General features: G+C 66.4%; 14 protein-coding genes. 6 read left to right on the top strand and 8 right to left on the bottom strand.

Annotation, left to right across the window (positions count from 1 at the left end; translation table 11 throughout):
• The first annotated feature begins 46 nt into the window (after positions 1–46).
• The 4 genes from AO684_RS00640 (at position 47) to AO684_RS00625 (ending at position 4,452) form a co-directional block, all read left to right on the top strand.
• Positions 47–1,258 carry an acetyl-CoA C-acetyltransferase gene (locus AO684_RS00640; protein ID WP_054300803.1) on the top strand — a complete coding sequence of 404 codons (1,212 nt, stop codon included), beginning with the start codon at positions 47–49 and terminating at the stop codon, positions 1,256–1,258.
• Positions 1,258–1,728, top strand: coding sequence for a cupin domain-containing protein (locus AO684_RS00635; RefSeq protein ID WP_054300802.1), 471 nt, complete (start codon positions 1,258–1,260; stop codon positions 1,726–1,728). The genes AO684_RS00640 and AO684_RS00635 overlap by 1 nt, the downstream gene beginning before the upstream one ends.
• On the top strand, positions 1,728–2,180 hold the full coding sequence (locus AO684_RS00630; RefSeq protein WP_082400618.1) for a cupin domain-containing protein: 453 nt from the start codon (positions 1,728–1,730) through the stop codon (positions 2,178–2,180). Before AO684_RS00635 ends, AO684_RS00630 begins: the two co-directional genes overlap by 1 nt.
• A gap of 88 nt (positions 2,181–2,268) precedes the next feature.
• Complete coding sequence (locus AO684_RS00625) at positions 2,269–4,452, top strand: 3-hydroxyacyl-CoA dehydrogenase NAD-binding domain-containing protein (RefSeq protein ID WP_054300801.1); 2,184 nt, start codon at positions 2,269–2,271, stop codon at positions 4,450–4,452.
• Positions 4,453–4,516: 64 nt separating this feature from the next.
• Here the strand turns inward: AO684_RS00625 and AO684_RS00620 are convergent, their stop codons facing one another.
• From AO684_RS00620 to AO684_RS00590, 7 genes are all read right to left on the bottom strand, one after another.
• Positions 4,517–5,170: a sulfotransferase family 2 domain-containing protein gene (locus tag AO684_RS00620; RefSeq protein ID WP_054300800.1), complete on the bottom strand. Its 654-nt coding sequence runs from the start codon at positions 5,168–5,170 to the stop codon at positions 4,517–4,519.
• The gene (locus AO684_RS00615; RefSeq protein WP_054300799.1) at positions 5,167–6,114 is read right to left on the bottom strand and encodes a D-glycerate dehydrogenase; all 948 of its coding nucleotides are present in this window, start codon (positions 6,112–6,114) and stop codon (positions 5,167–5,169) included. The genes AO684_RS00620 and AO684_RS00615 overlap by 4 nt, the downstream gene beginning before the upstream one ends.
• Positions 6,114–6,449: a tRNA-binding protein gene (locus AO684_RS00610; protein WP_054300798.1), complete on the bottom strand. Its 336-nt coding sequence runs from the start codon at positions 6,447–6,449 to the stop codon at positions 6,114–6,116. Before AO684_RS00610 ends, AO684_RS00615 begins: the two co-directional genes overlap by 1 nt.
• Positions 6,446–7,255, bottom strand: a complete 810-nt coding sequence (proC, locus tag AO684_RS00605; RefSeq protein WP_054300797.1) for a pyrroline-5-carboxylate reductase — start codon at positions 7,253–7,255, stop codon at positions 6,446–6,448. Before proC ends, AO684_RS00610 begins: the two co-directional genes overlap by 4 nt.
• Before the next feature lie 80 nt (positions 7,256–7,335).
• On the bottom strand, positions 7,336–7,839 hold the full coding sequence (locus tag AO684_RS00600) for a YbjN domain-containing protein (RefSeq protein ID WP_054300796.1): 504 nt from the start codon (positions 7,837–7,839) through the stop codon (positions 7,336–7,338).
• 252 nt (positions 7,840–8,091) lie between these two features.
• Positions 8,092–9,003, bottom strand: coding sequence for an adenosylcobinamide-phosphate synthase CbiB (gene cbiB, locus AO684_RS00595; RefSeq protein ID WP_054300795.1), 912 nt, complete (start codon positions 9,001–9,003; stop codon positions 8,092–8,094).
• Positions 9,000–9,941, bottom strand: a complete 942-nt coding sequence (locus AO684_RS00590) for a threonine-phosphate decarboxylase (RefSeq protein WP_054300794.1) — start codon at positions 9,939–9,941, stop codon at positions 9,000–9,002. Before AO684_RS00590 ends, cbiB begins: the two co-directional genes overlap by 4 nt.
• 177 nt (positions 9,942–10,118) lie before the next feature.
• Here AO684_RS00590 and AO684_RS00585 point away from each other — a divergent pair, with 177 nt between their 5' ends.
• Together AO684_RS00585 and AO684_RS00580 are read left to right on the top strand one after the other, a co-directional pair.
• Positions 10,119–10,466 (top strand): hypothetical protein, encoded by a 348-nt coding sequence (locus AO684_RS00585; protein ID WP_054300793.1) that lies wholly within the window; start codon positions 10,119–10,121, stop codon positions 10,464–10,466.
• Positions 10,457–11,206 (top strand): class I SAM-dependent methyltransferase, encoded by a 750-nt coding sequence (locus tag AO684_RS00580; protein WP_200907776.1) that lies wholly within the window; start codon positions 10,457–10,459, stop codon positions 11,204–11,206. Before AO684_RS00585 ends, AO684_RS00580 begins: the two co-directional genes overlap by 10 nt.
• 3 nt (positions 11,207–11,209) lie before the next feature.
• On the opposite strand, the gene AO684_RS00575 is transcribed toward AO684_RS00580, so the two are convergent.
• A complete protein-coding gene (locus tag AO684_RS00575; protein ID WP_054300792.1) occupies positions 11,210–12,394 on the bottom strand; it encodes a MalY/PatB family protein in 1,185 nt (394 codons plus the stop codon).
• Between the last annotated feature and the right edge of the window lie 198 nt (positions 12,395–12,592).

The raw sequence follows: 12,592 nt of genomic DNA, 5'->3' as shown, positions 1-12,592 counted from the left end.
CGGGGCAAGTCTTTGCCCGGACGCCCGTCAGATACCGGAGGAGATCATGACCGAGGCTTTCATCTATGACGCGATCCGCAGCCCGCGCGGCAAGGGGCGCCCGGACGGCGCGCTGCACGAGGTGACATCGGTCGCGCTGTCGGCCCAGATGCTGAACGCGATCCGCAACCGCAACGGGCTGGAGGGACATGCCGTCGAGGATGTCATCTGGGGCAACGTCACCCAGGTGGGCGAGCAGGGCGGCTGCCTTGCGCGATCTGCCGTGCTGGCCTCGGACCTTGACGAGTCAATCCCCGGCCTTGCCATCAACCGCTTTTGCGCCAGCGGAATGGAGGCGGTGAACCTTGCCGCCAATCAGGTGAAGGGCGGCGCAGGCGCCGCCTACATCGCGGGCGGGGTGGAGATGATGGGCCGTGTCGCCATGGGCAGTGACGGCGCCGCGATCGCGGTGGACCCCTCGCTTGCCATGAAGACCTATTTCGTGCCGCAGGGCATTTCGGCCGACATCATCGCCACCGAATACGGCTTCACCCGCGATCAGGCCGATGCGCTGGCGGTGGAAAGTCAGCGCCGCGCCGCTGCGGCCTGGGCGGACAACCGCTTCGCGCGCTCCATCGTGCCGGTGACCGACCGCAATGGCCTGACCATCCTCGACCATGACGAATACATGCGCCCCGGCACCGACATGCAGACGCTGGGCGCACTGAAGGCCAGCTTCAGGGATATGGGCGAGGTCATGCCGGGTTTCGACAAGATCGCCCTGATGAAATACCCGCATCTGGAGCGGATTACCCATATCCACCACGCGGGCAATTCCTCGGGCATCGTCGATGGTTCCGCCGCGGTGCTGATCGGCAATGCCGATTTCGGCAAGGCCCACGGGCTGAAACCCCGCGCCCGCATCCGTGCCACCGCAAAGATCGGCACCGACCCGACGATCATGCTCACCGGCCCGGTTCCGGTCACGGAAAAGATCCTGAGGGACAGCGGCATGTCCATCTCGGATATCGACCTTTTCGAGGTGAACGAGGCGTTTGCCAGCGTCGTGCTGCGCTTCATGCAGGCGTTCAATGTGGATCCGGCAAAGGTGAATCCGAACGGCGGCTCCATCGCCATGGGGCATCCGCTGGGCGCGACCGGCGCCATCATCATCGGCACCCTGCTGGACGAGCTGGAACGCACCGGCAAATCCACCGGCCTCGCCACGCTCTGCATCGCCAGCGGCATGGGGGCCGCCACGATCATCGAGAGGGTGTGATGCCGAAGCTCGACCTGTCGCAGGTGCCCCTCAAAACCGGCTCGATTTACCCCGAGCCCTATGCGTCCATGATGCAGGGCCGCTCCAGCCTGCGGCTGGGGCAGGCGGGCGGGCTGACCCAGTTCGGTGTCAATCTTGTGACGCTGGAACCCGGCGCGTTGTCCTCGTTGCGGCACTGGCACCTGAACGAGGATGAATTCGTGATGGTGACGGAAGGCGAATGCGTGCTGGTCGAGGACGCGGGCGAAACCGTGATGCGGCCGGGCGATTGCGCGGCCTTCCCGGCAAATACACCGGACGGGCACCATTTCATCAACCGCAGCGATGTGGTGGCGCGCTTCCTCGTGGTGGGCACCAAGGCCCCGCGCGAGGTTGCCACCTATTCCGATGTCGACCTGCGGGTGGAAATGGAAGGCGGTCAGGCGCGCTTCACCTACCGTGACGGCACCGACTGGACGGGGCCGCGCTGATGCCAAAGGTCGATCTGCCCGCTTTCGTGACCGAAGACGACACCGTTCATCCGGTTCTGGGCGGCGGCATCGGTCCCTATCGCTATCAGTTGCTGTCCGATCCCGGCGGTCTCACGCAGTTCGGCGCCTTCATCGAGGAACTGCCGCCCGGCTCAACCTCCGGCCGCCGCCACTGGCACGAGGCCGAGGACGAGATGATCCTGATGCTTGCGGGGGAGGTGGTGCTGGTCGAGGACAGCGAAACCCTGCTGCGGGCCGGGGACGCCGCCTGCTGGCCCGCGGGGCAGCCCGTGGGGCACCGGCTCGACAACCGGTCCGACGCGCCCGCGCGCTACCTCGTCATCGGCACCCGCAATGAGGCCGATGTCATCCACTACACCGACCATGACCTGATCACCCACAAACAGGGCAGCGCCCGCCGTTATCTGCACCGCGACGGCACGCCCTGGTGACACCCCTGCCATTTACCCTGGCAAAAATATCCCGCGGGGGTCCGGGGGCGCGAAGCCCCGGGTCCTGCGGCCCGAGAGGAGGAACACGATGACCGATTTCACCAGCACGACCGACAGCGACGGCGTTGCCGTCATCACCTGGGACGTTCCGGGCAAAAGCATGAACGTCATGTCGATGGAGGGCTTCGCCGAGCTGAATGCCCTCGTCGATGCTGCCCTTGCCGATCCGGGCGTGAAGGGGATCGTCATCACCTCCGGCAAGAAGGATTTCGCCGGGGGGATGGATCTGAATGTCATCGCCGGGATGCGGGCCGGGGGCGCACAGGCGATCTTTGACGGCGTGATGAACATGCACGGCATCCTGCGCAAGATCGAGCGTGCGGGGATGGACCCCAAGACGCTGAAGGGCGGCAAGCCCATCGCGGCGGCGCTGCCGGGCACGGCGCTGGGCATTGGGCTGGAACTGCCGCTGTCCTGCCACCGTATCTTCGCCGCCGACAATCCGAAGGCCAAGATCGGCCTGCCGGAAATCATGGTCGGCATCTTCCCCGGCGCCGGTGGCACCACGCGGCTGGTGCGCAAGATGGGCGCCATGATCGCGGCGCCCTTCCTGCTGGAAGGCAAGCTGAGCGATCCGAAGAAGGCCAAGGCCGCCGGGATCGTGGACGAGGTGGTCGCGCCCGAGGAACTGCTCGCCCGCGCGAAGGACTGGGTGCTGAACGCGACCGACGCCGATCTGGTGAAACCCTGGGATGCCAAGGGCTACAAGATGCCCGGCGGTGCGCCCTACAGCGCGCAGGGATTCATGACCTTCGTCGGCGCCTCGGCCATGGTGAACGGCAAGACCCAAGGCGTTTACCCGGCAGCCAAGGCGCTTCTGAGCGCGGTTTATGAAGGCGCGTTGGTGCCCTTTGACACCGCGCTGAAAATCGAGGCGCGGCAGTTCACCTCTGTGCTGATGAACCCCTCGGCCACCGCGATGATCCGCAGCCTGTTCATCAACAAGGAGGCGCTGGAGAAAGGCGCCAACCGCCCGCAGGTGCCGGATCAGAAGGTGGCGAAGCTCGGTGTGATCGGTGCGGGCATGATGGGGGCGGGCATCGCCTATGTCGCCGCCAATGCCGGCATCGAAGTCGTGCTGATCGACGCGACGCAAGAGGCGGCCGATCGGGGCCGCGCCCATTCGGAAAGCCTGCTCGACAAGGGCATGAAGCGTGGCAAGGTCACCGCCGAGAAAAAGGCCGAAGTGCTGGGCCGCATCACCGCCACAGCCGATTATGCGGCGCTTGCGGGCTGCGACCTGATCGTGGAGGCCGTGTTCGAAGATCCGAAGGTCAAGGCCGAGGTCACCGCGAAGGTCGAGGCCGTCGTTGGTGCCGATTGTATCTTTGCCACCAATACCTCCACCCTGCCGATCACGTCGCTGGCCAAGGCCAGCCAGCGGCCGGAACAGTTCATCGGCATCCATTTCTTCTCGCCCGTCGACAAGATGATGCTCGTCGAGATCATCCGCGGCAAGGCGACGGGTGACCGCGCCGTGGCCAAGGCGCTGGATTTCGTGCGCCAGATCCGCAAGACCCCGATCGTGGTGAATGACGCGCGCTTCTTCTACGCCAACCGCTGCATCATCCCCTATATCAACGAAGGCATCCGCATGGTGGCCGAAGGGGTGGAACCGGCGCTGGTGGAGAATGCGGCAAAGCTCGTCGGCATGCCGCTGGGGCCGCTGCAACTGGTGGACGAGACTTCGATTGATCTGGGGGTGAAGATTGCCAAGGCGACGAAGGCGGCGATGGGCGACGCCTATCCCGACGGGGCGGTGGACGAGGTGATCTTCTGGATGGCTGATCAGGGCCGCATGGGGCGCAAGGCCAATGCGGGCTTCTACGCCTATTCTGACAAGGGCGAGCGTCTGGGCCTGTGGGACGGGCTGGAAGCGTGCTATCCGGTGGCGGAAGCCCAGCCGGAACTGGCCGAGGTGCAGCATCGTCTGCTGATGGCGCAGGTGCTGGAAGCTGTGCGGGCGCTGGAGGAAGGCGTGCTGACCGACATCCGCGAGGGCGATGTGGGGGCGATCCTCGGTTGGGGCTTTGCGCCCTGGTCGGGCGGGCCGTTCGGCTGGCTGGACATCCTTGGCGCTGCGCGCGCCGTCGAGATCTGTGACGTGCTGACCGAGCGTTTCGGCGCGCGCTTCGCGGCGCCGAAACTGCTGCGGGACATGGCGGCGAAGGGGCAGAGCTTCTATCCCGGCGCCACCGCCCAGGCGGCCTGAGGTGGCACCGGGGGCTTCGCGCCCCCGGACCCCCGCGGGATATTTTTGCCAAGATGAAAGCGGCTCAGGGATCGAAGCAATAGCCGAAGCGGGCGATATCCTCGGCGCTGTCGGTGGCGACCATGGCGGCGGTCTCATTGTTGAAATAGCCGCGCCAGTCTTTGGCGCGGCTGCTTTCATTGGTTTGGGGGAGGGGGCCAAGGCGGAAGCCCAGATGTGCTTCGACCGGGGCAAGGTCTTCTGCCAGATGTTCGAGCCGCACATAGGCCGAGGCGCGTTCCTGACCGAAGCGGTCGGTCAGGTAGCTGCGGGCGGGGCTGGCGCGGAAGGCCGCCCGGGTTTGTGGATGCGCGGTGAAAGCGGTGAAATCAAGGCTTTGGGCAAGGCTCACCGCCGGATGGGCGAAGCTTTGGCCGCGCAGCCAGTGGTAATAGCTGACGGCACGGTCCCACGGGTTTCGGATCAGTGTGAAGGTGAAGAACGCGGCGATTTCATCGTCGCTCGCAAGACCTGCGATGTCGGCCAGCGTCGAGTGTTTCCAGAGCCGCCCGTGACTTTGCACCCCCTGCCAGCGGCCTTTTCGGGCGCGGGCCTTGGGCGTGTCGCCGATCAGGATGTCATCTTTCATCGCCCGCGCTTCCAGTGCGAGGGCAAGCGCGGTGCCGCCGGTCTTTGGTATATGGATAAAGATGAAGCGGCGCCCGCGCGACAGGATCATGCGACGGCGTTGGGCAGGGCGCGGCCTTCCGCGAAGGCGATGATGTTGTCGAGCGCCATCATCCCCATCGCCTCGCGCACTTCCAGCGCGGCGGTACCCAGATGCGGCAGCAGCGTCACAGTGTCGAGCACGCGCAGCGCCTCGGGCACCAGTGGCTCGCGTTCGTAGACGTCCAGCCCGGCACCGGCGATCCGGCCCTGCTCCAGCGCTGCGATCAGCGCGGCCTCGTCCACCACATCGCCGCGCGCGATATTGACGAGGATGGCATGGGGCAGCATCGCGGCCAGCGCCTCGGCACCGATCAGATGCCGGGTGGCGGGGCCGCCTGGCACGGCGATCACCACGACATCGGCTGCCATCGCCTCGGCCAGCGGCACCTGACGGGCGGGCAGGCCGGGATCGGTGACCGAGCGGTTGTGGAACACCACCTCCATCCCGAAGCCGAAATGGCAGCGCCGGGCGATGGCGCGGCCAATGCGGCCCATCCCGATGATCCCGACGCGCTTTCCGGTCACATGCAGGCCCAGCATCTGCACCGGATGCCAGCCCTGCCACTGGCCCGAACGCACCAGCCGTTCACCTTCGGCGGCGCGGCGGGCTGTCATCAGGATCAGGGTCAGCGCAATGTCGGCGGTGGCATCGGTCACGGCGCCGGGGGTATTTGTCACGGCAAGGCCAGCGGTGCGGGCAGCGGCCACGTCGATGTGGTTGTAGCCCACGCCGAAATTGGCCAGGAGCCGCGCGCGGGGCTTCGGTACATCGGCAAAGACGGGCGCCGCGTAAAGATCGCCCAGTGTCGGCAGCACCAGATCGAAGTCACGCAGCGAGGCGCGCAGTTCTTCGGGCGTCAGCGGCAGGGTGCTTTCCCGCGCGGTCACGTCGAACCGGGTGCGGGCGGCCTGCATGACCTTGTCGGGCAACGGGCGGGTGATCAGCAGCCGCATCAGAACAGCCGCCCGCCCAGTGGCACGTCATGCCCCGGCCCGATCAGCACGACCTCGCCCGCCGCATCGGGGACGCCCAGCACCAGCACCTCGGATTTCACCGGGCCGATCTGGCGCGGCGGGAAGTTCACCACCGCCAGCACCTGACGGCCGATCAGCTCTTCGGGCTTGTAATGCACGGTGATCTGCGCGGAGGAGCGCTTCTCGCCGATCTCCGCCCCGAAATCGACCCAGAGCTTGATGGCGGGCTTGCGCGCCTCGGGAAAGGGTTCCGCGCGGGTGATCACGCCGACGCGGATGTCGACCCTGGTGAAATCGTCATAGGTGATCGTCATTTGCCCAGTTCCCGCCCGCGATCCGCCGCTGCCTTCACTGCGCGCCGCAACAGGGGCGGGAAGCCGGTTTCGGCATCCATCAGCACCGCCAGCGCGGCGGCCGTGGTGCCGCCGGGGGAGGTGACGTTGATCCGCAGCTGGCTGGCGGTTTCCGGCGATTGCTGAGCCAGTTCACCCGCACCGCAGACCGTGGCGCGGGCAAGCTGCATGGCGAGGGGGGCGGGCAGGCCCTCGGCCTCACCCGCTGCTGCCAGCGCCTCGATCAGGTGAAAGACATAGGCGGGGCCGGAGCCGGAGACGGCGGTAACGGCATCCATCTGATGCTCACCTTCCAGCCGCACAACCTGACCCACCGCCGACAGCAGCGCCTCGGCCAGTTGCAGGTCGGCCTCGGTTGCGCGGGGGTTGCCGGTGATCGCGCTGATGCCGCGTCCCACGGCGGCAGGGGTGTTCGGCATGGCGCGGATGATCGGTGTCGCGGCGCCGAAGGTTTCCTCAAAACTGGCGATGGTGGTGCCGGCGGCGATGGAGAGGAACAGCGTGTCACCGCCGCCCAGGGCCACGACTTGCGGCAGCGCCGCGCCCATCATCTGCGGTTTCACGGCCAGCAACACGATGGCGGGGGCGGCAGGCAGCGGTTCGTTCAGGTGAACGCCAGTGGATTTCAGCCAGTCCGAAGGATAGGGTTCGATCACATGGACCGAAGCGGGGGGCACGCCCTGCGCCAGCCAGCCTTCCAGCATGGCAGAACCCATCTTGCCGCAACCCAGCAGTACAAGCCCCCGGTCCTTCACCCTATCCAGCATCGCATCCCCCGCGTCTTGCCCATGTTCGGGCGCAGCTTAGGCAGCCGGACGGGCGGGGGCAATGGCCGGTTTGGGGTGGTTCAGGCGCGGCCGTAAGCTTCGGCCATGGCGACGCCCATGGCCTCGGCCGGGTCACGCTCGCCCCAGACAACCAGCTGGAAGGCCGGGTAATAGCGTTCGCAGGCGGTGATGGCCGCCTCGATCATGCGGCCGATCTGTTCGCTGCCCGCATATTGGCCGCCTGCCAGCGACAGGCCATAACGCCAGACCATCAGTTGCTGTTCGGCCCAGAAGGTGAAGGCACCGGCCCAGACCTGATCGTTGCAGCGGTTCAGCACATCGTAAAGTGCGGGCAGGCGCGGGGCGGGCGGCTCCATCTCGAAGGTGCAGATGAGCCGCAACTCCTCGTCCTGCGGCGACCAGGCAAGCGTCAGCGAATAGGTACGCCACAACCCTTCAACCGACATGGCGATCTGGTTGTCGGTCAGGCGGTCGAATTCCCAGGCATGGTCTGCTGCAAGCGTTTCGGCCATGTCGATCGGGTGCAGGTCATCATGCACCAAGAAATCTTCTGCGAGCGACATCCCTGACCTCATTCACTGCTTGTGTTAGCTTCGCCCCACAACCTCATGTGGTTCAGGCAGGTAACTGCGGAACACTTTGTGGCCCCTTACTAGATATGGTGTCGCCAAAGGGGAAGCCTGTAAAGAACTTTCAGGGCAAATCTTCTGTGCATAACTGCGCAAACATGCCGATTCCGGGGAAAAGGGTGCTGCGCGCCGGGCTGCTCTGGCATTGGCCCTGGCTGCAAGCCTGAAGGCCGCATCGCGCCCCTGTCAGAACAGCGCCAGCAGCACCGCAACGGCCAGCATGGCTGCCCACGCCCGCCAGAGAGCGTCACAGGCCGCCTCGATTTCCGCCGGGCCGGGGTCGCGACGGCCTTCCGAATGGACCCAGGGGAAATCGCGCATCTCGCCGTGATAGCTGCGCGGACCCGAGAGGGCGATGCCCAAAACCACGGCCATCGCCGCCTCAGGCCAGCCTGCATTGGGGGAACGGTGCAGCGGGGCGTCACGCAGGATGATCCGCGTCGCATCGGGCCGCCAATGCGCCAGCGCCAGCAGGAAGGCGGTCAGCCGTGCGGGGATCAGGTTCAGCAGATCGTCGAAGCGCGCAGCAGCCCAGCCGAAGGCTTCGTGCCGTGGGGTGCGATGGCCAATCATGCTGTCGGCGGTATTGGTGATCTTGTAAAGCAGCAGGCCCGGAAGGCCCGCGACCAGAAACCAGAACAGCGGCGCAATGACGCCATCCGACAGGTTTTCAGCCGCGCTTTCGATGGCGGCACGCGCAACGGCAGGGGCATCCATCGTGGCGGTGTCACGCCCGACGATCCGCGCCACCATGCGCCGCCCCTCGGGAAGCGACTGTCGCAGGCCATCCCCGACGGCGCGGACGTGATCGACCAGACTGCGCTGGGCCAGAAGAACCGCGACCACCAGCACTTCGATCAGGCCGGCGTCCGGCAGCGCGGAGATCAGCAGGCCCAGCAGCCAGCCGCCCCCGGCCAGCAGGGCCATGGCAAGGATGCCACGCGCGCGCCGCATCCGGCCCTTGTTCAGGGCATGGTCCAGCTTCCCGACCGCGCGGCCCATCAGAACGGCGGGATGCGGAAAGCGGTTCCACAGCGCTTTCGGCTCGCCCAGCGCGGCGTCCAGCAGCATGGCGGGGACCAGCAGCGCCGCGCTCATGCGTGAAGCCCTTGCAATGCGGCGGCGAGACGGTCCCACCCTGTCGCCGGGGGCAGGCCCAGCCGCAGCCAGCGGCGGGAGTAGGGAAAAATCCGGCTCCAGATCTGCCGCTCTGCCAGAGCCTCCTGCCAGCGGGCGGCGTCATCGACCTCGTAAAGCCGGAACAGCGGCGTGCCACCCACCAGCGGCGCGCGCACCAGGGCGTCGAGCCGCGCCGCGTCACGCAGAAGCCGCAGGCGGGTGGTCTCGGCCCATTCGGTATCTTCCAGCGCGGCGGCGCCGATTTCCAGCGCGGGGCCGGAGACGGGCCATGGCCCGAGCCGCTGCGAAAGCGCCCCGATCAGTTCGGGATCGCCGATGACAAAACCGAGCCGCAGCCCGGCCAGCCCCCAGAACTTGCCAAAGCTTTTCAGCACCAGTGTGCCGGGGCGGGTGGCCAGATGGATCAGGCTGCGGTCGGGCGCGATGTCGCAGAAGCTTTCGTCGATCACCGTCAGTGGCAGCGCGCCGGGCGCCGCGTGAAAGCGGCCATCGGGATTGTTCGGATGCACCAGGACCTGCGCAGTGGCGCCGGTATCGACCACCTCCCACCCGGCCGCACGGAAGGCGCGGGCATGTTCGTTGTAGGTCGGGCCGGGGATATGCACGCGGCCCGCAGACCGCAGATGCGGCACCAGCGCAATGGGGGCCGAGGCACCGGAGACGGCCAGAACCGCAGCTCCGTCCGGCACCGACCAGACCTGCCGTGCCGCCGCAATCAGCCGGTCCAGCGCCGTCTGGTCAGGCAGCGCGGTCCAGGCGTCAGAGGGCAGGGCGGGCAGCGGGAAGGGGTTGGGGTTGATGCCGGTCGACAGGTCCAGCCAATCGGCGCGCGCGCCGCCGAACCGCCGCGCCGCCGCGTCGATTCCGCCCCCGTGATCTGCCTGAGCTTCTGCCATTCCCGCACCTCCGACCCGCAGGGATGGCCGATTTGGCGCCCAAGCGCAACCATTCCGAGTGCGCGTCGTGTCTTGCGGCCCACGATGGCGGAATTGTTTCGCAAATGTCGGTTGTTGCCTTGTTGTCAATCACTTCTGGCAGCGTAATGATCAAGGGACGGCGACGGGAGGAACGCCATGCTGGAATTTCTGCCACAGGAACTTCGCGAGGGATTTGCCCTTGCACAGTCGCGCAGGGCGCGGCGCAGCCGGTTGCGGGTTCAACTGGGCGAGGCGGTCTTTCCGGTGCTGAGCCTCAGTGAAGAGGCAATGGTGCTGGATGCGGCCAAAGTGCCCCGCCTGCGTGGGATGGTCGATGTCTATGATGGCGCGCGTCATATCCTTCAGGGGCTGATCGTCGCGGCGCAGGTCGAGAACGGGCGTCTTGTCTGCACCTTCAAACGCAGCAACCGTGTCAGCGAAACGCCGCCGCTGGATTATCCGCGCGACGAGAACGCGCCCTCCGGCTATCTGCCGTGGCGCTGATCGGGCCGGAAGCGCTGTATCACGATCCCGCTTTCACGCGGTTCTATGACCATGAAAACGGCTGGGCCGCCGACAGTGCGGCCTGTCTGCGGCTGGCGCGGGGCTGCGCCTCGGTGCTGGATCTGGGCTGTGGCACCGGCATGGTTGCGGCAGCGATTGCGGAAAGCGTGCCGCGTGTCGTCGGGGTCGATCCGGCGGAGGCCATGCTGGAGGTGGCGCGCAGCAGGCCCGGCGGCGACAGGGTGCATTGGGTTCAGGGCGATGCGCGGAAGCTTGATCTGGGAGAAAGCTTCGATCTGGTGATCCTGACCGGCCATGCCTTTCAGGTCTTTCTGACGGTGGAAGACCGCGCCGCCGTGCTGGGTGGCATTGCCCGCCACCTGCGCCCCGGCGGGCGCTTCCTCTTCGACAGCCGCAACCCGGTGTGCGAGGAATGGCGCGACTGGGTGCCCGAACGATCAGAAAGCCGGTTTATTCATCCGCAGGCAGGCGATGTGCGGGTGTGGAACGATGTTTCCCACGATGCGGCGACCGGCATCGTTACTTACTGGACCTTCTACCAGCCCGAGGGGCAACCGGCGCAGCGGGCCGAATGCCGCATCGCCTTCGCCCCGCAGGCGGAAATCGCCGCGCAGATCGCGGCGGCGGGGCTTGAGGTCGACGAATGGTGGGGCGACTGGGCTGGCACCCCCTGGCATGCGACGGCCCCCGAGATCATCCCGCTGGGCCGCCGCGCCTGAGCCTTATTGCAGATCGGCGAAGGCCGCTTGCAGACGCGCCACCGCCTCGGCCACCTGAGCGCGGGGGGCGGCCAGGTTGAAGCGCAGGAAGTTGTCGCCGCCCAGACCGAAGCTCGCGCCGTGGTTGGTGGCGATCTTCGCGCCCTTTTCGACACGGGCAATGAATTCGGCCGGGGCCATGCCGGTGCCCGCGAAATCGACCCAGGCCAGGTAGGTGGCTTCCAGTTTCATCGAGGCAAGACCCGGAATCGCGTTCACGCCCTCGTCGAACAGGCGGCGGTTCCCGTCCAGATAGGCCATCAGCGCATCGACCCAGGCCGCGCCCTCGGCGCTGTAGGCGGCGGTCGCCATGAACAGACCGAAGGAATTGGCCGAAATCCCGAGCGCATTCATCCGCGCGGCGAAGCGTGTCCGAAGTTCCGGGTTGAGGATGATCACATTGCCGGAATGCGACCCCGCGATGTTGAAGGTCTTGGTGGTGGACGACATGACGACCAGCCGGTCCACGATGCCCGGTGCGGCCAGCGGCATCACGGTATGTTTGTGGCCCGGATAGACCAGATCGTGATGGATCTCGTCGGAGACGAGGATCAGGTCATGCTTTTCGCAGAAAGCGGCGATGGCCTGCAATTCCGCCACGCTCCAGACCCGGCCGCCGGGATTGTGGGGCGAGCAGAGCACGAACATCTTTGTGCGCGGCGTGATCCGCGCCTCCCAGTCGGCGGTGTCAAAGACATAGCGCCCGGCCTCGGTCTTCAGCGGGCATTCCACCACCTCGCGCCCGGCGGCGCGGATGACGCGGGCGAAGGCGTGATAGACCGGGCTCATCAGCACCACGCCATCACCGGGCGCGGTGAAGGCATCGACGCAAAGGGCGGTGCCGTTCACAAGGCCATGGGTGGTAAAGATCGCCTCGGCCGGAACCTCCCAGCCATGGCGATGTGCCATCCACCAGCGGATCGACTCCAGATAAGCGCGGTCATCGCCATAATAGCCGTAAAGGCCATGGGCGGCCATGTCCTCGACGGCCTTCTGCACGCAATGCGGCGGGCGGAACTCCATATCCGCGACCCACATGGCGATCCCTTCCGAGGCCGGCACGCCATAGAGCTTTTCCATCATGTCCCATTTCACGGAATGGGTGCCGTGGCGGTTGATGATCTCGTCAAAGTTCGGGGCGGTGCTCATGCGGTTTCCTTCCGTTCGGGCGGTCTTGCGGGGCAGACTAGGCCGGGTGGGAGGAACGGGCAATCCATCGCTTTGAAGTGATCATATGTTGCGGACTGATGTTGCATGTCGGGAAATATTCTCAATCATCATGCGAATGATGGGCATTGTTCTGCATGAAGGGCGGGCGGGCACCCGCTTCGCATCACGACCTCCCTT

Source organism: Gemmobacter sp. LW-1, from assembly GCF_001303875.1.
Classification (GTDB): Bacteria; Pseudomonadota; Alphaproteobacteria; order Rhodobacterales; family Rhodobacteraceae; genus Gemmobacter; species Gemmobacter caeni.
The sequence above is the reverse complement of the archived record's forward strand: the minus strand, read 5'-3'. Positions and strand labels throughout refer to the sequence as shown.